This is a genomic window from Fusobacterium perfoetens, assembly GCF_021531475.1.
Taxonomy (GTDB): Bacteria; Fusobacteriota; Fusobacteriia; order Fusobacteriales; family Fusobacteriaceae; genus Fusobacterium_B.
Genome location: NZ_JADYTX010000010.1, coordinates 23495 through 45446, shown reverse-complemented (window position 1 = coordinate 45446; position 21952 = coordinate 23495). Strand labels below are relative to the sequence as shown.

Genomic DNA, 21952 nt, shown 5'->3' with positions numbered 1-21952 from the left:
GAATAAAAAACTGGGAGGGCGATTTGATGCAAGAAATATTTGCTAGATACGGAACACTTATAATGATAGCTGTTTGGGTAATTGTTATCTATGTGTTTATGATTTTACCTAATAAGAAAAAACAAAAAAAACAAAATGAAATGTTAAATAGCTTAAAAGCTGGAGATACAGTAGTTACAGTTGGTGGAATAAAAGGTGTTATTTCAAGTGTAGAAGAAGCTTTTGTCGTAATTAGAATAGATAAAGGTGTTCATATGACAGTTAGAAAATCAGCAATTGCTGGTCTTTTAGATTAATCTGTTGAATAAAAACGGCAATTAATTTAATTGTCGTTTTTTTGTATTTATATTAAAATTTTTAGGACGGTCTTATGGTAAAAAAAATATATACAGTTTTAATTTTTCTTTTAACGTTTGCTCTATCTTTTTCATCTAATATTAAAAATGTAAGATTTAATAGTTTTCCTACACAAGTAGTTTTTGATTTAGATGAAACAAAACCTATATACATAAGTGAATATGACGAAACAAGTCGTACTCTATTTGTTGAGGTAGGAGGAGTGACAGACCATTATGATAAAAAGGTAACAAATAAACTTCCTAAATATGTGGAGAGTATTCAAGAATATAAATATGACGGCTCTCACGGATTTTTCTTAAAACTACAAAAAAATATATTTCATAAAGTGAGCATAAGAAAAAATCCAAATAGATTAGTTATAGATCTATCTAAAAGTAGAAACATAAAACAATATACAGTTGTCATTGACCCAGGGCATGGAGGAAAAGACTCTGGAGCTATTGGAATAAAAAATGTAAAAGAAAAAGATATAGTTTTAAATATAGGAAAATATCTAAGAGATGAACTTAAAGAAGATTTTAATGTAGTAATGACGAGAGATAGAGATGAATTTATCTCCCTTACAAATAGAAGTAGAATAGCTAATAAAAAAGGAGCAGATATTTTTGTAAGTATCCATGCTAACTCATCAAATCAATCATCTCACAATGGAATGGAAATATTTTATTTTTCAAAGAAATCATCACCATATGCTGCTAGTGTAGCTAGATATGAAAACAGTTTCGGAGAGAAATATGGTGAAAATACAAGTTCAATCGTTCAGATAGCTGGTGAGATAGCTTATAATAAAAACCAAGAAAAAAGTATCCCTTTTGCTAGCAATCTGACAAAAAATCTTTCTAAGACAATGGGTATGCGTAATAGAGGAATACACGGAGCAAACTTTGCTGTACTTAGAGGGGTAAATTGTCCAGGGATTTTAATAGAGGTTGGATTTATAAAAAGTCCAAAAGATTATTCTATAATAAATTCAAGAAGCCATCAAAAGAAAATGGCTAAAAATATAGCTGAGCATATAAGAAATTATTTTTATTAGGAGAACTTAATGATAAATTTTAGAAATAATAACGAAGAGAATAATGAGAAAAAGAAAAATCTGAAATATGAGCCAGAGAGTTTACATCTAAATATTTTTATTGAAAAAGATAATTTAGATGAAGAAAAATTAGAAAAAAAAGAAGATATAAAAAAATCAAAATTTAACTTTGATAAAAAACAAAAAAAATCTAACCCTCCAAGTGCAACAAAAGAGATTTTTTCTTTAATTAAAGAAAATCTTTCAAAGATAAAAAAATCTTTTGCAGATGGAGAAAACCTGTCAATAAAAATAACGGTAGGTCTTTGGTGTGTTACTATTATTTCTGGAATTTTATACTTTAACTCTTCAAGTAATGATGCACCAAAAGTTGTATTTGAAAGAAAATCAACTATAAAAGAGAGTGAAAAGGAAAAAATATATATATTCTTCCCAGATGGAGAAAAATTAGTAAGTTCTGAACTTGAAGTTAATAAAATAGAAAGTAAAAATATGCTTATGAGAAGAACTTTAGATGAAACAATAAGAAGATTAAAAGAGCTTGATAAGATACCAAATATAAATGAAAAAGTAGAGGTTTTCTGTTACTTAATAGATAATGTTGTCTATTTAGATCTACCAGAAAAACTTTTTGATAAAGTAAAGAGTCCAAAAGATGAGTTACTTTTAATTTATTCTTTTGTAAATACAATGACAAATGTTGATACAAATATAAAAACAGTTAAAATCTTGATAAATGGTATGGATACGGACAAAGTAAAATATGCTAATCTGAAGAGAGATTTTAAATTTAGAAAAGATATTTAGGGTGTTCAAACACCCTTTTTTTGCAAGGAGATAAAATGGATATAGAAAAATTAAGAGAGATTGTAAAAAATAAACTCCCAGAAAAAAGATATATTCATACATTGGGAGTTGAAAAAGTGTGTGTGGAGCTTGCTAAAAAATATGGAGTAGATGAGGAGAAAGCAAGAGTTGCGTCACTACTTCACGATTATTTAAAAAAAGATGATGTGGAAACTTTAAAAGAGATTTGTAAAGATATGCCTGAGGCTAAAGGGTATGAAAATCTTCCAGAAATTTTTCACGGTCTTGCAGGGTATGAAGTTTTAAAAAAAGAGTTTGGGATAGATGATGAGGATATACTAAACAGTATAAAATATCATACTATTGGAAGAAAAAATATGTCAATTCTTGAAAAAATAATCTATATAGGAGATGCTATTGAGGAAAATAGAGATTATCCAAATGTTGACGAGATTAGAAAAAGAACTTTTCAAGATATAGATGAGGGAATAATTTTTGAAATTAGTAGAAAGCTTGAATATTTAAAAGAAAAAGGTGGAATTATCCATAAAAATACAAAAGATATGCTAGAAGACTTAGTTTCAAAAAGAAAGTTGAAACAATAGGGAGGTAAAAAATGGACATAAAAAGAGATTTAGAAGTGCTAAAAAAATATTTTACTGACCATCAAAAATCAGTTGGAATAGATGAGATTTATAAGATTTTGTCTTGGTCTTCAAAGTTAAAAAAGAAAAATAGAGATATTTTAGATTCTTGGGTAGAGCTTGGAGAGCTTGTAAAAAATAATAAAGGAAAATATAATATTCCTGAAAATATTGGAATGGTTTGTGGAGAGTTTAGTGTAATAAGAAATAAATTTGCTTTTGTTGACACTGAAACAGAGGGGATTTTTATTCCTAAAAATGGATTTAACGGAGCATTAAATGGTGATATAGTTTTAGTCAGAATTACAAAAGAGAGTAGAAACTCTGATAAAAAAGAGGGAGAAGTCTATAAAATCATAAAAAGAACTAATGACACAGTTATTGGTATTTTACAAAAACAAAAAAGTTTTGGATTTGTTACTCCAACTCACTCTTTTGGAAAAGACATATATATTCCTAAAAAATTTACAAATATTGCTCGTGACGGAGAGTTAGTAGTTGTAAAAATAGATTTCTTTGGAGATAAAGAGAGAAAACCTGAGGGAAAAATCATAGAAGTTTTAGGAAATCCTCTTGATAGTAAAGTTATGATGGAGGCACTACTTAGAAGAGAAAATCTATCAGAAGATTTTCCACAAGAGGTAATGAGAGAGGCGAGAGAAACTCCTCAAGAAGTTCACCAAGATGAGATAAATTCAAGGGTGGATCTGAGAAATCTTTCAATAATAACAATAGATGGAGCTGACGCAAAAGATTTAGACGACGCAGTATATGTTGAAAAAAAAGAAAATGGAAACTATAGACTTATAGTTAGTATTGCAGATGTAAGCTATTATGTAAAAGAGGGTTCTGCAATGGATAAAGAGGCACTTAGAAGAGGAAATTCAGTTTATCTTGTAGATAGAGTTCTTCCAATGCTACCAAGAGAACTTTCAAATGGAATCTGTTCTCTAAATCCAAATGAGGATAAACTTACTTTTACTTGTGAAATGGAGATAGACTCTCTAGGAAAAGTAAAAGATGTAAAAACTTACAAAGCTGTAATAAGAACAGCCTACCGTATGACTTATACTGATGTAAATAAAATTTTGGAAAATGATGAAGAAATCTGTAAAAAATATGCACCGATAAAAAATATGGTGGATATGATGCTAGAGCTTTCTAAAATTATAAGAAATGTAAAACATAGTAGAGGAAGTATAGATTTTGATCTACCAGAAATAAAAGTTGTATTGGACGAAAAATTAAAAGTTGACCACTTGGAAAAAAGAGAAAGAGGAGAGGCTGAAAAAATAATTGAGGACTTTATGATTGAGGCAAATGAGGCTGTGGCAGAGAAACTTTTCTGGCTAGAAGTGCCAAGTATCTACAGAACTCACGAAAAACCAGATGCTGAGAGAATACAAGAGTTAAATGATGTTCTTGGAAAATTTGGTTATAAAGTTATGTTTGGTTCTGAGGGAGTTCACCCTAAAAAATTCCAATCAATTATTGAAGATTCTCAAATAAAAGGTATAAGTATGATAGTTCATAAGATGATACTTATGGCATTAAAACAAGCTAGATATACACCAGAAAATATTGGTCACTTTGGTCTTGCGTCAAGCTATTATACACATTTTACTTCTCCAATAAGAAGATATTCAGACCTTATGATTCATAGAATTTTGGGAGAAACTTTGGTAGGTTATCCAAAGAAAAAATATTTAGAAAAACTGGAAAAAAATCTTCCAACAATCTGTATAGCGATTTCTAAAACAGAGAGAGATGCTATGAAAGTGGAAGAGGAAAGTAAAAAAATAAAAATAGTAGAATATATGCTTGATAAGATTGGAGAGGTTTTCAAGGGAACTATTGTTGGAATTTCCAATAGAAAAGTTTTTGTAGAAACTGAAGAGCTTGTTGAATGTATGTGGGACGTTACAAACTCTCCACATTATTATGAGTTTGATGAGAAAAATTATGCAATGATAGATACAGATAGTGGAGAGATTTTTAATCTTGGAGATAAACTTGATGTAATAGTTGTAAGAGCTGATATGTCAGACTTAGAGGTTGAAGTGGCTCCATATAACGAGGAATATTTTTCTGAGAGAAGAAACAGAAGAGGTGAAAAATGATTTTAGCAAATAATAAAAAAGCTTACTTTGATTATTTTATAGAGGATAAAATAGAGGCTGGGATTGAGCTTGTAGGTAGTGAAGTAAAATCTATAAAAGCTGGGAAAGTAAGTATAAAAGAATCTTTTGTAAGAATTATAAAAGATGAAGTGTATATAATGGGAATGTCCGTCGTTCCTTGGGAGTTTGGAAGTGTATATAATCCTGAAGAAAAAAGAGTAAGAAAACTTTTACTCCATAGAAAAGAGATAAGAAAACTTCACGAAAAAGTGAGCCAAAAAGGATATACTATCGTTCCTTTAAATGTTCATTTGTCAAAGGGATATGTAAAAGTTGATATTGCTCTTGGTCGTGGTAAGAAAACTTATGACAAAAGAGAAAGTATAGCGAAAAAAGACCAAAAGAGAGATATAGAAAGAGCAATGAAAGAAAGATATTAAAAAATAGGGGTTGTTGCAGTTTTGCAGTAACCCCTAAAATTTTTTTAAATATATGGTATAATATTGTAAAAGTTTTAAATATCAAAGGGGGAAAAAATATTATGGAAGAAAATACTTTAGAAATTTATTATGCTATATTTTTTCCTTTGACGAAAGAATATCTAATAGTTGATAATTATATAGAGGCTGATAGTCATAGAAAAGGGGTATATAATTTAACAGAAAAATTTGAAACTAAGGAAAAAGCACTTGAATGGATAGAAAAACTTAAAAATGGAGAGATAAAACTTCCAGAAAAAAAGAAAATCTATTATGCTGTTTATTTAAAAAAAGAAAAAGAGGGGATAATATTAACTGACCCACAAGAAGTAACAAAAACTATTTATAAAAAGACATCTTTTTGTAAAAAATTCTTTTCTGAAGAAGAAGGGCTAGAGTGGTTAGAAAATATAAAAAAAGATAGATTAGTTATTGTTAATGAAAGTAAAAGTAGTTCTTCAGTCAATAATATTTCAGCAAAACCTAAAAAATATTATGCAATTTTTTTCAAAGATACAAAAGAGAAAAAAATATTAACTGCCCCAGAGGAAGTAAATTCTATGCTTTATAAAAGTTCATATCTTTGCAGAAAATTTGTCACAGAGGAAGAGGCAAAAAGATGGTTGGAAATAGTGGCAGAAAAGGAAAAGGACATCAATCCTAAAAAAATTCCTAAAGAATTAAAGAAAAAACATTATGCAGTATATTTTCCAGAGAATAGAGAAAGTTTTATAACTGATTTTTTTGAAAAAGTAAATATTGCTATAAATGATGAAAAGGGAGTTTTCAAAGGTTTTATAAATGAAAAAGATGCTTTTGAATGGCTTGAACAGTGTAAAACTGAAAGAAGAATATGTTATGCTATTTTTTTGGTAGAAGAATTAAAAAGTTTAATTGTTTTTGATTTGGAAATACAAAAAAATTTTACTAAAGATAGAGCTAATATAACAAGAATATTTGATACTGTTAATGAAGCAGATAGATGGTTAAGAAATATGGAACAAAACTATATAATTGATATGAAAAATCTTTTAAAAGAGGATACAATATTTTTTGATGTAGGAACAGGTAGAGGAATAGGAGCAGAAGTCTGTGTAAGTGATTATATGGGAAATCCAATTATAGAAAAATTATCTGAGTATAAAAATTCTTTGAATGGGTATGGAAATTATAATTTAGGAAAGATTAATAATATTATGTATGGGGAACTTTTTGGACTTTATCTAGCACTTTTAATATCTAAAGAAAATAACAAATATAAAAAAATTGCAGGAGATAATTTAGGTGTGATTAATAATTGGAGCAAGGGAGAAAAAATATCTTCTAAAATTTCTTTTGAGGAAAAGGAATTAATTGATAAAGTAGTTTTATTGAGAAAGGAATTTGAAGAAAATGGTGGAGAGATACTTTATATAAATGGAAGTATAAATCCAGCAGATTTAGGTTTTCATAAGAGAAAAAAAGTAAACAAAAAAATGGAAAATAATAATTAAAAATAACAATAGGCTGTTGCATTTTTTATAAAAAGAATATAGATTAAAAATTACGGAAATTATGGAGAAAAATTAGATTTATAAAGCGACATTGAACGCTAAAAATCACAACTGTTTGAACGAAGTGAGTTTTGTGATTTTAGTGAGATGAGCTTTAAATAAATCAATTTTTCGTAATCTGTAGTAATTTTTAATCTTATATTTCTTAAAGTTGCAACAGCTTATTTTAATATCTTTTTAGCTAGATTTTTCGTCAAATAAAATATGGAGGTGTTAAATTGAAAATAAAAGATAAATGGCTTGATATTAGAGAGGATACTAGAAAAACTATCCTTGCAAAAGAAAATACTATTCAAGATATAAAAAATATTATTTTAGAGAAAATAGAAACTATTCAACATACTACAATGTCAGAAGAGAGGGATTCAAAACTTCGTCAACAGATAGGGATTATGTTTTCTATGGTAAAAGAAAATTTTAATATTTATAATACTTTAGGAGAGGCGAAAATCTGGTCAGAAGAAAGTGGAATTACTTACAAAGAAAAAGGAAATAGTGTATTTTTAGCAGTAATTCACTGTATTTTAGTTTATTCAATTTGGTTTAGTTTTTCACAAGGTTTAAAAAATAAACTTTATACAAATGTTGGAGGAGCTATTGTTGGATTTATCTGTGAGGCTATAATAGTTTTACTTATCCTAAAAAAATATAGAGAAAAAACAAAAACAATCGATAAAATCCAAAAAACAGAGATAAATATTGATGTAGAAAAACTTTTAGTTTTTATGGATAGAACTATGGAATCAATGGACAGATATATAGATGAGTTTGTGATTTTAAATGGTTTGGAAAATAAAAACGATATGAATATTGATAAAAATATCTTAGAGATTTTCCAAAAAATAGATGAGATAGAAAAAACTGATAATAAACAGATAATATCAACTCTTAATAGGGAAACAGCAAATGTATTACTTTCTAATAATATAGAAAAATTAGATTATTCAGATGAAACAGAAAAGTATTTTGATGTTTTCCCAAGTAAAACCTCTTCAATGACTATAAAATCAGCTTTTGTTGATAGGGATAGCAAAAAAGTATTGGCAAGAGGAGTGGCTACTAAAAAAATTTAAAGTGGAGGTAAAAAATGAGATACTTAGGATTTGATTTAGGTGACGGAGAAAGTACAGTTGCTGAAATATCATCAGCTAGTAAAGATATAGAGCCTATAATTTTATCATTAGGGGACAAAAAAAGTTTTATCTCTGCTGTGGCTTTAGACGGAGATGAGATTTTAATCGGAGAACAAGCAATATCTTTGGGGGATAAAAATTCCTTAAGAGTTAGATTTAAAAGTCGTTTCTCAGAAAAATCAGAGATTTCAGAAAATGATATAGTTCTCTTTGCAAAAGGTGTTGTACAAAAACTTTCTGAGTTAGAGCTTGGGAATGATATTCAAATAACAGTAGGTTGTCCAGCTGGTTGGGATTTAGAGATGAGAAAAAGATATAGAAATCTTTTGATAAAAGCTGGAGTTCCGAATGTAAGAGTTATATCAGAGTCAAGGGCGGCTTTTCTCTATGCTCGTGAGGCAAAAAATATAAGGGTCAATCCAGAACTTCTGAAAGAAAGTGTGTTAGTTGTGGATATTGGTTCGTCGACTTTGGATTTTGCCTATATAGTAAATGGAAAAGAAACAGGGATTGGAGTTTTTGGAAATAACAATCTTGGAAGTGGTTTGATAGATAAATATCTTTTGGAAGAGGCAATATCTCAAAGTATTGATAAAGAAAAAATAAAAGAAACCTTTGATGAGAGTTATGGTTGGCGTTGTTATGCAGAGCTAGTGGCTAGAAAGGTAAAAGAAAAATATTTTACAAATGAGGATTTATATAAAAATTCCTTTTATGAAGAGGTAGTATCTCTTTATTATGACGGAATACAAAACCTTTCTATAAAAGCCAACGAGGAGATTATAAGAAAGATTATAAATAAACCTATACCAGAATTAAATGGAAAATCTTTTGTAGAGGGGATACAATACTCCCTTTATGAGTCAGCAAAAGTTACAAAGGATAATCTACCAAAACTTTTGATACTGACTGGTGGAGCATCGAGAATGAAATTTTTTAGGGAGCAATGTAAATTTTCATTTCCTAATGCAATAATAGTTAATTCTGAAGAGCCAGAGTTTTCTATCGGAAAAGGTTTGGCATATTCTGGAATTATAGACGAAAGATTGAGAGAGTTTAGAGAGGAAGTAAAAACTTTTATAAATAGTGGAGTGGTAGAAAAAAATGTAAAAGAGGATATTTATTCTCTTGTATATCCAATGGTTGAAAAAATAACTGAGTTTGTTATAAATACAAGTATTTTGCCAAATATCTCCCTTTGGAAAAAAGGTCAGATTGATACAATTGAGGAGATGAATGGAATTATTTCTCAAAAGGTAAGGGAGATACTAGAGCCAGGTGAGATAAAATCTCTTTTGGAAGAATCAATAATCGGTTGGTCAGTAAAACTTTGTGATAAATTGCAAGTACCTATTGATGAGATTTGTGATAGATATATGATACCAAAAGAGGAGATGAATCTTTTGGCAGTGGATATAAAAACAGATTTTCACAATATAGATTTTTCTATAAAAAATCTTCAAGGGGAAAATATAATAAATGGAATAGTTTCTCTTATAGTTGGAGTTTTGATTGGAATGCTTTGTGGAGGAAGTGGTACAGCTCTTATAGCAACAGGTCCTCTTGGATTTTTAGGTGGAGCGATAATTGGAATTTTAGCTGGAATGGTGGGATTTAATAGAAGTAAACACCTGTTTATTAAAAAATCTGTGCCAGTTCTTCTTAGAAAACTTGTGAGAAAAGATATGTTTTTATCTGATAAAACTCGTGAAAAACTAAATAAAGCTATATTTGATGAGCTTGAAAAAAATGGAAATAGTTTTGTGGAGGAATTATCTCATAATATTTCAAGAGAGTTAAATCAAAAATTAGAAAAATTAGCTCAAGATGTGGAGATTTTAATTTTTTAATTTATAAAAAAAACCCCCGAAGGGTTGAGATTACAGATAAGATTAATAATAAAAACTCCAAAAAAATTGAGAGCCTTTATTCTAAGCTTAATTTTAATATCATCTAGGTACCCAGCGGGTATTTACATATGTATTATAAAATATTTTAAAAAAAGTCAAATTAAAAGAGGTTACTGTATAATCACAATAACCTCAATTTTTTATTTAGTCATAAAACTATTTAACTAAGTTTACTCCGTCCATTTCAGCTGGTTTTTCAATTCCTAAGATGTTTAACATTGTAGGAGCAAGGTCAGCTAATTTTCCATCTTTAACTTCTAAACCTTCAGTGTGGTTAGATACATAGATGAAAGGAACTTTGTTTATAGTATGAGATGTAAATGGAGCTCCAGTTACTGGATCAACCATTAATTCTGCATTTCCGTGGTCAGCTGTAACAAGTAAAGTTCCATCAAGTGATAAAACTTTTGTAGCCACTTTTTTAATACATTCGTCAACAGCTTTGATAGCTTTTTCAGCAGCTTCAACAACTCCAGTATGTCCAACCATATCAGGGTTAGCAAAGTTTACGATAAATACATCATATTTGTTAGAGTCTAAAGCTTCTAAAAGTCCGTCACAAACTTCATAAGCTGACATTTCTGGTTTTAAGTCATATGTAGCAACTTTTGGAGATGCAACAAGTTTTCTGTCTTCTCCTTCGTATTGAGTTTCTTTTCCACCGTTGAAGAAGAAAGTAACGTGAGCATATTTTTCAGTTTCAGCAGTTCTGAATTGTTTTAATCCAGCTTTAGAGATTACTTCACCAAAAGTATTTTTTATTTCTTGGTCTACATAGATAACTGGTGCATCTATTGTAGCATCATATTGTCTCATACAGTAAACTTTTACTGGAGCAATATTTCTTTCGAAATAAGGGAATTCTTTATCGTTTAAAGCTCTAGTTATTTGTCTAGCTCTATCAGGTCTGAAGTTGAAGTTTATAAATACATCTCCTTCTCTGATTAATCCTTCTTTGTCGATTACAGTTGGTTCTACGAATTCGTCTGTAATTCCTTTATCATAAGATGCTTTTATAGCTTCTGCAACAGAAGTTCCTTGAACTCCGTTTCCAATAGTCATATTGTCATAAGCTTTTTTAGTTCTGTCCCAGTTTTTATCTCTGTCCATAGCAAAATATCTTCCAGAGATAGTAGCTATTTTACCATAGTTTAATTCAGCCATTTTATCTTCTGTTTGTTGTAAGAATCCTGCACCAGAAGTTGGAGCTGTGTCTCTTCCATCTAAGAAAGCGTGAAGATACATTTCTACTCCATATTTTTTACCCATTTCTAAAAGTCCGAAACAGTGTTCAGTGTGAGAGTGAACTCCTCCATCTGATAAAAGTCCTCCAATGTGAACTCTGTTGTTATGGTTTTTAGCATATTCAAAAGCTTCTTTTAATACAGGGATTTCAAAGAAAGCTCCATCTTTTATATCTTTACTGATTTGAACAAGTGGTTGGTATATAACTCTTCCAGCTCCGATGTTTAAGTGTCCAACTTCAGAGTTTCCCATTTGTCCAGCAGGTAATCCAACATATTCTTCAGAAGCAAAAAGTTCTGAGTGTGGATATTTTTCTAAAAGACTTAAGTAAAAATCTGGGTGAGCGTTTTTAATAGCATTTACGCAAGAATCACAAGTACTGATTCCCCAACCGTCTAATATCATTAACATTAATGGTTTTTTTGTCATTTTTCTAATTCCTTCCTAAAAATAAAATTTAATTATAATCCAGCTTTAACTATTTTAGAGAAATCTTGAGCTTTTAATGATGCTCCTCCGATTAATCCTCCGTCAATGTCAGCTTGAGCAAGTAATTCTTGAGCGTTTTCTGGTTTCATAGATCCACCATATTGGATAGTGATTTCGTTGGCAACTTCTTCACCGAACATTCTTGCTAATTCTTCTCTTATAGCTTTGTGAGTTTCTTCAGCTATTTCAGGAGTAGCAGTTTTTCCAGTTCCTATTGCCCATACTGGTTCGTAAGCGATAACAACTTTTTTAGCTTCTTCAGCAGTAAGACCAGCAAGTCCTCCGTTGATTTGAGTTTTGTTAACATCGTTAGTTCTTCCAGCTTCTCTATCTTCTAATTTTTCTCCGATACAAAGGATTGGAGTCATTCCATGTGCTAATACACATTTAACTTTTTCATTTATAAATTCATCAGATTCTTTGAAATATTCTCTTCTTTCAGAGTGTCCAAGGATTACATATTCAACACCGATTTCTTTTAACATAACAGGAGAAACTTCACCAGTATATGCTCCAGATTCTTTAGGGTAAACGTTTTCAGCAGCGATTTTAATATTGCTTCCAGCAACAGCTTTTACTGCGTCAGATAAAGCTGTGAAAGGTGCTCCGATAACGATTCCAACAGAGTCGATTCCTTTTACGATTTCTTTTAATTCTGTTAACATTTCAACAGCTTCTTTATTAGTTTTGTTCATTTTCCAGTTTCCAGCGATTATTGTTTTTCTCATAACTGATCCTCCTAAAAATATTTAATTTATATTATTCTTTTACAAATAGATTTTACCATATTCTTAAAAAAAATACTAATTTTCTATAAGTTAATAAGTTGATTTTTTTTGATTAATTTTTATACATTATTTATTAATTTGTATGATTTGAAGAATCTTCATCTATTAAGATGTCTTTTTTGTAACTTTCGATGTTCTCTCCTAGAGCAGAAAGCATATCTGAGATTTCAAATTCTAGTATATCAAAGGCTGTTTCATAATCTCCGCTATCAATAGCTTTTAAAAGATTATTATAACTATCCTTAAACTCCTCTAAAAGTTCGTTATAACCAAAATATAGATAGTCTACATAGGTATTTTCTTTTAGGCTGTATAAAAGGTTTAAAGTCCAGTTTAAAAAACTTAAAATCTCATTTATTTTCATATCATAAGTGAATGGATCGAGCTCATAATCCTCTAAGATTTTTAAAGATTTAAAATATTCTTGTATATACTCTTCCAAAAGAAAAAGTGAGTGGTATAAAATATTTCTGTGGCTTTTAGTAAAAATCTCAATCAAAGTAACCTTAGATATATCAACAATAGAGGCAGTGTTAAGAACTACTCCGTCAACTATTATTGTTTCTAAGATTTTATCCTCTGTTTTTAATTTTTTAGTGATTTCGTTTATTAGTTCTCCAAAACTATTAAAAGTTTTATTTATAATAAACTCTTTGTTATCTACTAATATTTTCATTTTTTCTCCCCAAATTAGATTTTTCAAAAGTCTTAGCCATTGAAAAAACAAAGATAGTTATACTTTTTGGCTTTCCTATGAGATTAATCTCTTTTATAATCTCATGGATTGTACTACCAGTAGTTATAATATCATCAATTATCAAGATATTTTTGCCATTTACCTCAAAAGGTATAGAAAAGGCATTTCTAATATTAAATTTTCTCATATTTTTATCAAGCAAAAGGCTCATATGTTTTGTGTCTTTTGTTCTTATTATCTTTTGATAATCTATGTCTAGAATATCCAAAATATATGACACTTGATTAAATCCACGAGAAAAAAACCTTTTCTTATTTAAAGGTACAGGGATAATAATATCGATATCTTTTTCTTCAATAACTTTTTTTAAATTTCTCTCAATCAAATGACTTATAAAAAAACCTAAATATTTCCTGTTGTAAAATTTATAATTTTTTATTAAATTCTTAAAATCACTATCATATTTAAAAATATAATAGATATTTTTAAAATTTTTTAATTGGTTGTTGTTTTTAAATTTTTCTTGGCACTTTTTACAGATGTAAATCTCAGAATTAGATAAAATTTCATTACATACACTACATCTATCATAGTAGAAAAATTTTCTAAGGTACTGGCTTAGGTGTAGGGGCATCTTTTTCCTTTAAGTCTTTGTTTACGACTTTGGCTGAGTACATCTCAGTATATCCACAGTCAGCACAAATTTTCAAGTAATAAGTACCAAACTCAAGTTTTAGCTTTGTATCTTTTTCAGGAAATACAGCAGTTTTTACAAAAAAATCAGCACTACCGCACTTAGGACATCTAAAATCCAATTTCATCACCCCACATTATATTTTTAATCCAATGACAATTATCTTTCTCATCAAATACCACTGCGTCAAAACGAAAATTAAAATTTTCTAAGCTATTCCTATAAAGAAAGTTTTGAGCAGTGAGATACATTTTCTTTTGTTTTGTATAAGATATTGCATCAAATCCAGTTCCAAAACTTTTAGAACTCCTTTGTTTTACCTCTACAAAAACAATAAGGTCAGATTTTCTTAAGATTATATCAATCTCTCCGTGCTTACAGTAAAAATTTTTTTCCAAAAGAGAAAATCCCTCTTTTTCTAAAAAATTAAGGGCTAAATTTTCAAAATATTCTCCTTGAACTCTCTTATTTAAAAAATTTTTCATATAAGCACCACCAATACTATTTAGATAGAATTTTTTTTAAAAAAGTTTTTCTATGGATTGGAAGAACACCTTTTTCTAGTAAAATCTCTCTATGAAGTTTTGTTCCATAACCTTTGTGTTTTTCAAAATGATACTCTGGATAAATCTCAGCAAATTTAAGCATTATTCTATCTCTCGTAACCTTTGCAATAATAGAGGCAGCAGCAATAGACAGAGATTTTGCATCGCCTTTTACCAAAAATTCTTGTTTTCCATTATATTTTTTTATAAGTTTATTACCATCAACTAAAACAGTGTCAAAAGTAACATCAGAATTTTTGCTAACATCTTCAATAGCTCTATTCATAGCTATAAAAGTAGCCTCTAAAATGTTTACTTCATCTATCTCTTCAACTGAGGCAATCCCAACTCCAACATCACAGTAAGTTAGAATTTTATCAAAAAGTTCTTCACGTTTTTTTTCACTAAGTTTTTTAGAATCATTTATCATTTCGAAAAAGTCGTGATATTGGTGGATTTTAACAGCAGCAGCAACAACTGGTCCAGCAAGTGGTCCACGTCCAGCCTCGTCAACTCCCAAAATATCTCCTTTTTCCTTATCAAACTCATAAAGACTACTCATTGTTATCACCGTTTTCTTTTATAATATCTATGTTTAATTTTAATTTTTTTGCAACCTCTACAAAATCATCAGGTAACTCTCCAAATATTTTTAAAGGCTCATTTGTTATTGGGTGGTTAAACTCTAAAAAGTATGCGTGTAGCATTTGACGTTTTGCAATTTTTGAAGGGTTGCCATAAGTGTCATCACCTAATATTGGGTGGTTAAGATATTTCATATGAACTCTTATTTGATGAGTTCTACCAGTTTCAATATGAACTTTTACCAATGAAAAATCTTGCACCTCGTCAATAACTTGATAGTTACTTATAGCTGGTTTTCCATTTATCTCTACAACAGCCATTCTTTTTCTCTCTGCTGGGTCACGACCAATAAGATTTTCTATTCTTCCAGATTTTTCACTAAAATTTCCTTTGCAGATTGCAATATAAGTTTTTTTTATGTCTTTTGTTTTAAATTTTTCAATAAGTTTTTCAGAGGCTCTGTCAGTTTTTGCAATAACTATTAAACCACTTGTATTTTTGTCTAACCTGTGGACAATCCCCGGTCTTACTTTTTCTGTTTCAATATTTGCTAGAGTTTTAAAATGAAATAAAAGTCCATTTACTAGAGTACCACTAACAATATCTTGGGCAGGGTGTACAGTTAGACCTGCTGGTTTATTGATAACCGCAATATCTTCATCTTCGTAGACTATGTTCAATGGGATATTTTCAGGTAAAATTTCTTTTACTTCCTCCTCAGGTAAAGTTATTTCAATTATTTCATTTCCTTTTAGCTTTAATGAAGATTTATTGCAAATCTTAGCATTAACTAAGACATTTCCGTCATCTATAAGCTTTTGAATAAAAGCTCTACTAGTGTCAGAAATATTTTTTTGTAAAAAAACATCTATTCTTTTTCCAATAAATTCCTCTGTGACATTTAAAATAATTTTTTCCATTAATTTCTCCATAAAAATCAGTTATTATACTAATTATAACATTGATAAGAGTAAAATGAAACAAAAAAATAAAAAATACACGTTGACAATAAGTATAAAAGATGATATGATTTTCTGTGGAATAATCAAATATTTTAGGTAGAGGTTGCAAGAAACATTATTAAATCTTTGGAGCTTAGCAAGGCTGTGAAAAAGATTGAAAGGGGATTTTGCCGAAAGGTTTGAGAGAGCTTAATCAAACACTTGGGACTGAGGAGAATATCTTCAGTACTGACATTAGTAGGACTAATGTAGGGCTATCATTTTAGATATTTTTTTGAAATTTTGCCTTATATTTTTTATAAGGCTTTTTTTATTGAAAAATTTGGGAGGAAAGATGACGAACAGTGAAAGAAGAGGGGTTTTTATTGAGGTTTTAAAACTCTCTCCAGTAGTTTTATTAGGAATATTAATGGTAGGAATGAAACTAGATTTTTTAGTAGCTGCACCAATAGCAACTATCTATGTGGCTATTATAGCTTGGCTAACTGAAAAATTTACTTTTAATAAAATAGTAGAAAAAGCTGTGGATAGTGTAAAAGAGATCCAACTTGTATTTTTTATACTTATGCTTGCTTATGCTATGGCAGAGGCATTTATGGCAACAGGAGTTGGGGCATCAATTATCATTATGGCTTTAAACTTTGGTTTGACTGCAAAAACTATTGCTGTAACAGGGATAATAGTTACAAGTGTTCTTTCAGTAACTATCGGAACTTCTTGGGGAACTTTCGCAGCTTGTGCTCCAATATTTTTATGGCTGAATCATATTGTTGATGGAAATATAATTTTAACTCTTGGGGCTATTGCAGGGGGAGCTTGTTTTGGAGATAATATTGGACTTATCTCTGATACTACTGTTGTAAGTTCTGGAATACAAAAAGTAGAAGTAATCCATAGAATAAGACATCAAGGTGGTTGGTCATTGCTTTGTTTGGTGGCTGGGATAATAACTTTTTATCTTGCATCAGTTGTAATGGGATTACCTGATGTTGTGGGAAATGCAAGAGATGCCATTAACGAGATACCTCAAGATGTGTGGGTGGCACTGGCTCGTGAAAGAGAATCAGCAGTGATTTTACTTGAGCAGGTAAAACAAGGTGTACCACTTTATATGGGAATGCCACTTCTTCTTGTATTAGGAGCTGCTATAAAAGGAATGCCTACTTTGATGTGTCTGTTTATAGGGATAATGAGTTCTCTAGGATTTGGACTTTATGCAGGGACTGTTGACAATATAAAAGATTTCTTAGGACTTATGTATTCTGGTTTTTCTGGAGCTGGTGGAAGTGTTATTGTAATGATGATGTGGATAACAGCTTTTGGTGGAATAATGGGAAGTATAAATGCTTTTGAGCCACTTTCTAGAGTTGTAAGAAAGTTATCTAAAAATGTAAGACAACTTATGTTCTTCAATGGAATATTTGCAATATTAGGAAATGTTTCTTTAGCTGATGAGATGGCACAGATAGTAACTATTGGTCCAATTATAAAAAATCTTGTAGATGAAAATGTGGAAGGGTTTGAAGAAGATAAATATAAATTAAGACTTAGAAACGGTTGCTTTAATGACGCAATGGGAGTTTTTGGTTCTCAGTTTATTCCTTGGCATACTTATACAGTGTTTTTTACAGGGATAGCAAATGTAGTTTATCCACTTTATAAATTTGTGCCAACAGATATTATAAAATGTAATTTCTTGGCAATGATAGCGGTATTCTCTATACTTATACTCACTCTAACTGGTTGGGATAGATTTGTGCCACTATTTAAACTACCAAGTGAGCCAACTGTAAGACTGAAAAAATAATAATTATAAAAAAGCCTAAGCTATGTAATATAACTTAGGTTTTTATTTTTTATTTTTCTTTTGTTGATAAATATTCTAGAGATTTTTCTTCTAATAATTTAAAATTATTACATCTTTTGTGAAACATTGTATTTTCTTTTGTTGTTATCAATTTATATAATTTAAAACTTTTAGAAGATATAAGTTCTGTATTTCTCTCAATCCATCTTAATTGACTTTCTAGTAAAGTAGCATATTTCTTATCAGAGAGAGTATTAAATATTATATTTGTAACCTTATCCTCTGATACAGGTATCATATTATTTAAGTTTATAACTCCGATTTTTCCATTATCTATTTTAATAAAATCAAGAGATTCTTTCATTTTCAAATGTTTGGGCTTTGGAGAGCCTAAAGGTGCAAAATAAGTATAATCATCTATTTTTAGTATAATACCAACATAGGGTCTACTTTCCTTTTTATTATATTTTACATTTTCTGAAAATTGTCTTAAATAATTTATATATTCTTCATTGATAGTGTATAATTTCATATAAAGCTCCTTGTATGTAAAAAGGTTGGCTATTTAGTAACCAACCTTAATCTTTTGGCTTCCACTCTTAATGGTAGGGAATCACCACTCTTTTAACTCCCTGCTTAATGGTGGGGAAACACCGCTCTTTTAACTCCCTGCTTAATGGTGGGGAAACACCGCTCTTTTATTTACTATATTTTACCATTTTATCTTTGAAAAATCAATGTTTTTTGTGTTGAGAAGATTTTATTATTTACTATAAAATAGTTTTTTCTCTAGTATATCTTCTTTCTTATAATCTAGTAAAAGCTCACCATTTTCTACGAATATATCTCTTATCTCTTTTATAGCTCCAAGGCTTGTAAGATTTAAATTTACTTCAAAGCCCTCTTTTTCAAGCTCCTCTTTCCAATCATTAGCAATATCATTTTTAGCGTGTTCCCCAGCTACAATCATAAATGGAATAAGAGTAACTTTTTTGATACCATCTTTTGTTAAAATCTCTTTTATCTCATCTATTGATGGAAATCCCTCAATAGTTCCCACATAATAGCTATAACCAAGATATTTAAAAATATAATCCATACAAGGATAAGCTGAGTCTGATGAATCTAAAGTTCCGTGACCTACAAATAGATAAGCCTCTTTTTCACTAGGATTTCCAAAATATTCGTTTAAAACCTTAGCCACTTTTAAAAAGCTAGTATTTGTGTTAAGAAGAGGGGGAGCAATCCTTAACTCTTCGAAATCTCCATTAAAATGCTCAATATTTTTAACTAGGGCTTTGTACTCAATACCGTCTATAACATTGCTAGAGATAATAATCACATGAGTATATCCCTCATTCTTTAATCTTTCCATAGCCTCAACAGGATTATCAATAAAAATATTTTTTTCTCTTAATTTTTTTAAGATAATTCTTGAAGTATAACATTCTCTAACTTCAAAGTCAGTAAATTTTTCTTTTACTTCATTTATTAAAACTTCGATTGTATTTTCTCTTGTGTCAAAATGAGTAGTACCAAAGTTTACTACAAGTATAGCTTTTTTACTATTTTCGTTATAATTTTCTAAAAAGTTTGATTTTATATATCCTTCCATTAAACACCTCGCTATTTTATTCTATTATAAAAATGTGGAGAATTTCCTTGCTTAAAGTAAATTACCTCTTCCCCTATACTCTTTAGACTTTTTTCAAGGGCAAGTTTTCCAGTGATAGCATCATCTTCAAGATTTGGTTTTCCACGATAAAGTTGATATTTTGGTTTTATGCTCTTTGATGTGGCATTTGGCATAATAACATTGGCTCCAGCAAGGATTCCTTTTTCTCTACCAAGTGGGTCAAGAGCATGAAGTGCTGTTGTAGCAGCAATATTTATATCTTTTAGATAAATTCTACAAAGAGCAATCATCTTTAGACTAAGTTCAAATCTTTTTTCATCAGATAATATTTTATCTACTGAGTTTTGACCAAGAGGAGTTTCTTCGTGAAGAATATATGGTCCCATTCCTATCATATCAATATCATTTTCTTTAAAAAATATAATATCATTTACTAAATCCTTATAGGTTTGGTCAGGTAGCCCTATCATTACACCAGTTCCCACTTGATAACCAGCTGTTTTTAAGTCTTTAAGAGCTTGTAATCTTTTGTCAAATGAGTGTAAGTCATCATCAAAATGGATTTTTTTAAAAAGTTCTCTGTTGGTAGTTTCTATCCTTAAAAGATAACGACTAGCCCCAGCTTTTAGCCATCTTTTGTAGGTATCAAGGGTTTGTTCTCCAAGGGATAGGGTTATTCCAAGGGAGTTATTTGAGATTTTTTGAATATCTTTTAAGGTATCTTCTATAAAATCTATAAACTCCTTATCAGTTCTCTCTCCAGATTGTAGAGCTAAAGAACCATAACCATTTTTATATATCCAACGAGAAATATCTAAAATATCATTTTTGGAAAGAGCGAACCTATCTACATTTTTATTATCACGCCTTATACCACAGTATTTGCAGTTTTTAATGCAGATATTCGAACATTCTATAAGCCCTCTATAATAAACTTTATTACCAATATATTTTAGTTTTGTTTCGTATGCTTTATCAAAAAGAAGTTGTAAATCTTGAGGGTTGTTTATCTTAATAAGTGTAAGCAAATCCTCTGGCGACAGATTTTCTTTTTCTAAAATTTTTTTTATCATCTGTTTCTCCTAAAAATATAGTATGATATATATTTTATCTTAATTTTTTGACTTTGTAAATTTTTTTATTAGCAAGGAAACAGAAAAAATTAAAAATAGTAATATGTAAAAATTATGTAAAAAGTAGTTGAAAAAAAACTTTACATAGGGTATAACTAAATTGTATAAAAAAATATTTGGAGGAAGTATGTTAAAGATATCTAAAGAGGATCAAGAATTTTTAAAGGAATATTTTGATGATGGATTTTATATGATATATGAAATGCCTATTGATGAGGTTTTGACATCTATTGTAAAATTTATAGCTCAATATGGTACTGATGAGGAATATGAGTTAAATGAGATAGGTACAAAAGCACAGGATATTTATTCAAGAATATATAAAGATAATGTAGTTGAAGAATAATTAAAGGAGTTAAGATGACTAAAAATTTTGCTCACAGAGGATTTAGTGGAAAATATCCAGAAAATACAATGTTAGCTTTTAGAAAAGCAGTAGAAGAGGGAGTAGACGGAATAGAACTAGATGTTCAGTTGACTAAAGATGGAGAAGTTGTGATTATCCACGACGAAACAATAGACCGTACTACTGATGGAAAAGGTTTGGTAGTGTCATATACTTATGATGAGTTAAGAAAATTTGATGCCTCTTTTAAATTTAGAGGGCAATGTGGATTTAATCCTATTCCAACTTTGAGAGAGTATTTTGAACTTGTAAAAGATAAAAATATAGTTACAAATATTGAGCTAAAAACAGGGTTAAATGAATATTTTGGTATTGAAGAAAAAGTGTGGAAATTAATTGAAGAGTATAAGCTAGAGGATAGAGTGCTTATTTCTAGTTTTAATCATTATTCAGTCCTAAGAATGAAAAATATTGCACCTAATTTAAAATATGGGTTACTTACTGAAACTTGGATAATTAATGCTGGAAAATACACTGAAGATGTAGGTGTAAAATGTTATCACCCTCATTTTTTAAGTATGACTGCCGAAAATGTAAAAGAGTTAAAAGAGCATAATATTGAGATAAATGTCTATACAGTAAATGAAGAAAAAGATATAAGGGATATGATAGAAAAAGGTATAGATATAGTTATAGGAAACTATCCAGACTTAACTAAGAAAATCTTGGAAGAGTATAGATAAAATTCTCTATATGGAAAAAAGATAAAAATTAAAATGTAGCCAGAGATTAAAAATATTGTTACCAAAATTATACTTTTTTAAAGTAAATTAATTGCTATAGTTAAGGTAAATTGTTGACAAAGTGTAACAATTTTTTTTAAAAGTGACTACGCTCTAAGATGCTTTATTATAGTAGGTTATGATTAAAAAACTAGATTTGTAGCCAAAATTTTATATTCCATACATACATATATATTTATA

At 29.5% G+C, this 21952-nt stretch carries 23 protein-coding genes and 1 riboswitch; of the genes, 12 read left to right on the top strand and 11 right to left on the bottom strand.

Translation table 11 applies throughout. The features are described 5' to 3' along the window. Positions 1-26: 26 nt before the first annotated feature. The 9 genes from yajC (at position 27) to I6E15_RS03720 (ending at position 9982) form a co-directional block, all read left to right on the top strand. Complete coding sequence (yajC, locus tag I6E15_RS03760) at positions 27-296, top strand: preprotein translocase subunit YajC (protein WP_235244371.1); 270 nt, start codon at positions 27-29, stop codon at positions 294-296. 74 nt (positions 297-370) lie between these two features. Continuing rightward, a complete protein-coding gene (locus I6E15_RS03755; protein ID WP_235244369.1) occupies positions 371-1396 on the top strand; it encodes an N-acetylmuramoyl-L-alanine amidase family protein in 1026 nt (341 codons plus the stop codon). A gap of 9 nt (positions 1397-1405) precedes the next feature. Beyond that, on the top strand, positions 1406-2203 hold the full coding sequence (locus I6E15_RS03750; protein WP_235244367.1) for a GerMN domain-containing protein: 798 nt from the start codon (positions 1406-1408) through the stop codon (positions 2201-2203). Positions 2204-2238: 35 nt separating this feature from the next. Next, positions 2239-2808 (top strand): bis(5'-nucleosyl)-tetraphosphatase (symmetrical) YqeK, encoded by a 570-nt coding sequence (gene yqeK, locus I6E15_RS03745; protein WP_235244365.1) that lies wholly within the window; start codon positions 2239-2241, stop codon positions 2806-2808. A gap of 11 nt (positions 2809-2819) precedes the next feature. Beyond that, positions 2820-4967 (top strand): ribonuclease R, encoded by a 2148-nt coding sequence (gene rnr, locus I6E15_RS03740; protein WP_235244361.1) that lies wholly within the window; start codon positions 2820-2822, stop codon positions 4965-4967. Beyond that, positions 4964-5407, top strand: coding sequence for an SsrA-binding protein SmpB (smpB, locus tag I6E15_RS03735; protein ID WP_177160009.1), 444 nt, complete (start codon positions 4964-4966; stop codon positions 5405-5407). Before rnr ends, smpB begins: the two co-directional genes overlap by 4 nt. A 101-nt stretch (positions 5408-5508) precedes the next feature. Then, a complete protein-coding gene (locus I6E15_RS03730; RefSeq protein ID WP_235244359.1) occupies positions 5509-6939 on the top strand; it encodes a hypothetical protein in 1431 nt (476 codons plus the stop codon). Positions 6940-7217: 278 nt separating this feature from the next. Then, the gene (locus tag I6E15_RS03725) at positions 7218-8072 is read left to right on the top strand and encodes a hypothetical protein (protein WP_235244358.1); all 855 of its coding nucleotides are present in this window, start codon (positions 7218-7220) and stop codon (positions 8070-8072) included. Between the two features lie 14 nt (positions 8073-8086). After that, positions 8087-9982, top strand: a complete 1896-nt coding sequence (locus I6E15_RS03720) for an Hsp70 family protein (protein WP_235244356.1) — start codon at positions 8087-8089, stop codon at positions 9980-9982. Between the two features lie 216 nt (positions 9983-10198). Here I6E15_RS03720 and gpmI read toward each other — a convergent pair whose 3' ends face one another. From gpmI to I6E15_RS03680, 8 genes are all read right to left on the bottom strand, one after another. Next, positions 10199-11716 carry a 2,3-bisphosphoglycerate-independent phosphoglycerate mutase gene (gene gpmI / locus I6E15_RS03715; RefSeq protein WP_177160006.1) on the bottom strand — a complete coding sequence of 506 codons (1518 nt, stop codon included), beginning with the start codon at positions 11714-11716 and terminating at the stop codon, positions 10199-10201. A gap of 32 nt (positions 11717-11748) precedes the next feature. Then, a complete protein-coding gene (tpiA, locus tag I6E15_RS03710; protein WP_177160005.1) occupies positions 11749-12504 on the bottom strand; it encodes a triose-phosphate isomerase in 756 nt (251 codons plus the stop codon). A 133-nt stretch (positions 12505-12637) separates the two neighbouring features. Beyond that, positions 12638-13240, bottom strand: coding sequence for a hypothetical protein (locus I6E15_RS03705; protein WP_235244354.1), 603 nt, complete (start codon positions 13238-13240; stop codon positions 12638-12640). Continuing rightward, positions 13221-13895 carry a ComF family protein gene (locus tag I6E15_RS03700; protein ID WP_235244352.1) on the bottom strand — a complete coding sequence of 225 codons (675 nt, stop codon included), beginning with the start codon at positions 13893-13895 and terminating at the stop codon, positions 13221-13223. The genes I6E15_RS03705 and I6E15_RS03700 overlap by 20 nt, the downstream gene beginning before the upstream one ends. Continuing rightward, the gene (locus I6E15_RS03695) at positions 13867-14082 is read right to left on the bottom strand and encodes a hypothetical protein (RefSeq protein ID WP_235244350.1); all 216 of its coding nucleotides are present in this window, start codon (positions 14080-14082) and stop codon (positions 13867-13869) included. The genes I6E15_RS03700 and I6E15_RS03695 overlap by 29 nt, the downstream gene beginning before the upstream one ends. Beyond that, on the bottom strand, positions 14066-14440 hold the full coding sequence (locus tag I6E15_RS03690) for a YraN family protein (protein ID WP_235244348.1): 375 nt from the start codon (positions 14438-14440) through the stop codon (positions 14066-14068). The genes I6E15_RS03695 and I6E15_RS03690 overlap by 17 nt, the downstream gene beginning before the upstream one ends. 16 nt (positions 14441-14456) lie before the next feature. Beyond that, on the bottom strand, positions 14457-15062 hold the full coding sequence (locus tag I6E15_RS03685) for a ribonuclease HII (RefSeq protein ID WP_235244346.1): 606 nt from the start codon (positions 15060-15062) through the stop codon (positions 14457-14459). Then, positions 15055-16017 carry an RluA family pseudouridine synthase gene (locus I6E15_RS03680; protein ID WP_235244344.1) on the bottom strand — a complete coding sequence of 321 codons (963 nt, stop codon included), beginning with the start codon at positions 16015-16017 and terminating at the stop codon, positions 15055-15057. The genes I6E15_RS03685 and I6E15_RS03680 overlap by 8 nt, the downstream gene beginning before the upstream one ends. A 119-nt stretch (positions 16018-16136) precedes the next feature. Further along, positions 16137-16312: riboswitch (Lysine riboswitch) on the top strand. A gap of 69 nt (positions 16313-16381) precedes the next feature. Here I6E15_RS03680 and I6E15_RS03675 point away from each other — a divergent pair. Beyond that, the gene (locus I6E15_RS03675) at positions 16382-17854 is read left to right on the top strand and encodes a Na+/H+ antiporter NhaC family protein (RefSeq protein ID WP_177159998.1); all 1473 of its coding nucleotides are present in this window, start codon (positions 16382-16384) and stop codon (positions 17852-17854) included. A 49-nt stretch (positions 17855-17903) separates the two neighbouring features. Here the strand turns inward: I6E15_RS03675 and I6E15_RS03670 are convergent, their stop codons facing one another. The 3 genes from I6E15_RS03670 to hydE all read right to left on the bottom strand — a co-directional run bounded on the left by I6E15_RS03670 (position 17904) and on the right by hydE (position 20563). Then, on the bottom strand, positions 17904-18386 hold the full coding sequence (locus I6E15_RS03670) for a type III toxin-antitoxin system ToxN/AbiQ family toxin (RefSeq protein ID WP_235244343.1): 483 nt from the start codon (positions 18384-18386) through the stop codon (positions 17904-17906). Positions 18387-18617: 231 nt separating this feature from the next. After that, a complete protein-coding gene (locus tag I6E15_RS03665) occupies positions 18618-19469 on the bottom strand; it encodes a sirohydrochlorin cobaltochelatase (RefSeq protein WP_235244340.1) in 852 nt (283 codons plus the stop codon). 11 nt (positions 19470-19480) lie between these two features. After that, the gene (gene hydE, locus I6E15_RS03660; protein ID WP_235244339.1) at positions 19481-20563 is read right to left on the bottom strand and encodes a [FeFe] hydrogenase H-cluster radical SAM maturase HydE; all 1083 of its coding nucleotides are present in this window, start codon (positions 20561-20563) and stop codon (positions 19481-19483) included. Positions 20564-20750: 187 nt separating this feature from the next. Here hydE and I6E15_RS03655 point away from each other — a divergent pair, with 187 nt between their 5' ends. Both I6E15_RS03655 and I6E15_RS03650 read left to right on the top strand, forming a co-directional pair. Beyond that, on the top strand, positions 20751-20969 hold the full coding sequence (locus I6E15_RS03655) for a hypothetical protein (RefSeq protein ID WP_177161963.1): 219 nt from the start codon (positions 20751-20753) through the stop codon (positions 20967-20969). Positions 20970-20983: 14 nt separating this feature from the next. Further along, a complete protein-coding gene (locus I6E15_RS03650) occupies positions 20984-21712 on the top strand; it encodes a glycerophosphodiester phosphodiesterase (RefSeq protein WP_235244337.1) in 729 nt (242 codons plus the stop codon). The last annotated feature ends 240 nt before the right edge of the window (positions 21713-21952 follow it).

Excerpts from the sequence above, each read along its gene's own strand:
- yajC (WP_235244371.1), top strand. The coding sequence starts at position 27 with ATGCAAGAAATATTTGCTAGATACGGAACACTTATAATGATAGCTGTT.
- I6E15_RS03755 (WP_235244369.1), top strand. The coding sequence starts at position 371 with ATGGTAAAAAAAATATATACAGTTTTAATTTTTCTTTTAACGTTTGCT.
- I6E15_RS03750 (WP_235244367.1), top strand. The coding sequence starts at position 1,406 with ATGATAAATTTTAGAAATAATAACGAAGAGAATAATGAGAAAAAGAAA.
- yqeK (WP_235244365.1), top strand. The coding sequence starts at position 2,239 with ATGGATATAGAAAAATTAAGAGAGATTGTAAAAAATAAACTCCCAGAA.
- rnr (WP_235244361.1), top strand. The coding sequence starts at position 2,820 with ATGGACATAAAAAGAGATTTAGAAGTGCTAAAAAAATATTTTACTGAC.
- smpB (WP_177160009.1), top strand. The coding sequence starts at position 4,964 with ATGATTTTAGCAAATAATAAAAAAGCTTACTTTGATTATTTTATAGAG.
- I6E15_RS03730 (WP_235244359.1), top strand. The coding sequence starts at position 5,509 with ATGGAAGAAAATACTTTAGAAATTTATTATGCTATATTTTTTCCTTTG.
- I6E15_RS03720 (WP_235244356.1), top strand. The coding sequence starts at position 8,087 with ATGAGATACTTAGGATTTGATTTAGGTGACGGAGAAAGTACAGTTGCT.
- gpmI (WP_177160006.1), bottom strand. The coding sequence starts at position 11,716 with ATGACAAAAAAACCATTAATGTTAATGATATTAGACGGTTGGGGAATC.
- tpiA (WP_177160005.1), bottom strand. The coding sequence starts at position 12,504 with ATGAGAAAAACAATAATCGCTGGAAACTGGAAAATGAACAAAACTAAT.
- I6E15_RS03705 (WP_235244354.1), bottom strand. The coding sequence starts at position 13,240 with ATGAAAATATTAGTAGATAACAAAGAGTTTATTATAAATAAAACTTTT.
- I6E15_RS03700 (WP_235244352.1), bottom strand. The coding sequence starts at position 13,895 with ATGCCCCTACACCTAAGCCAGTACCTTAGAAAATTTTTCTACTATGAT.
- I6E15_RS03695 (WP_235244350.1), bottom strand. The coding sequence starts at position 14,082 with ATGAAATTGGATTTTAGATGTCCTAAGTGCGGTAGTGCTGATTTTTTT.
- I6E15_RS03690 (WP_235244348.1), bottom strand. The coding sequence starts at position 14,440 with ATGAAAAATTTTTTAAATAAGAGAGTTCAAGGAGAATATTTTGAAAAT.
- I6E15_RS03685 (WP_235244346.1), bottom strand. The coding sequence starts at position 15,062 with ATGAGTAGTCTTTATGAGTTTGATAAGGAAAAAGGAGATATTTTGGGA.
- I6E15_RS03680 (WP_235244344.1), bottom strand. The coding sequence starts at position 16,017 with ATGGAGAAATTAATGGAAAAAATTATTTTAAATGTCACAGAGGAATTT.
- I6E15_RS03675 (WP_177159998.1), top strand. The coding sequence starts at position 16,382 with ATGACGAACAGTGAAAGAAGAGGGGTTTTTATTGAGGTTTTAAAACTC.
- I6E15_RS03670 (WP_235244343.1), bottom strand. The coding sequence starts at position 18,386 with ATGAAATTATACACTATCAATGAAGAATATATAAATTATTTAAGACAA.
- I6E15_RS03665 (WP_235244340.1), bottom strand. The coding sequence starts at position 19,469 with ATGGAAGGATATATAAAATCAAACTTTTTAGAAAATTATAACGAAAAT.
- hydE (WP_235244339.1), bottom strand. The coding sequence starts at position 20,563 with ATGATAAAAAAAATTTTAGAAAAAGAAAATCTGTCGCCAGAGGATTTG.
- I6E15_RS03655 (WP_177161963.1), top strand. The coding sequence starts at position 20,751 with ATGTTAAAGATATCTAAAGAGGATCAAGAATTTTTAAAGGAATATTTT.
- I6E15_RS03650 (WP_235244337.1), top strand. The coding sequence starts at position 20,984 with ATGACTAAAAATTTTGCTCACAGAGGATTTAGTGGAAAATATCCAGAA.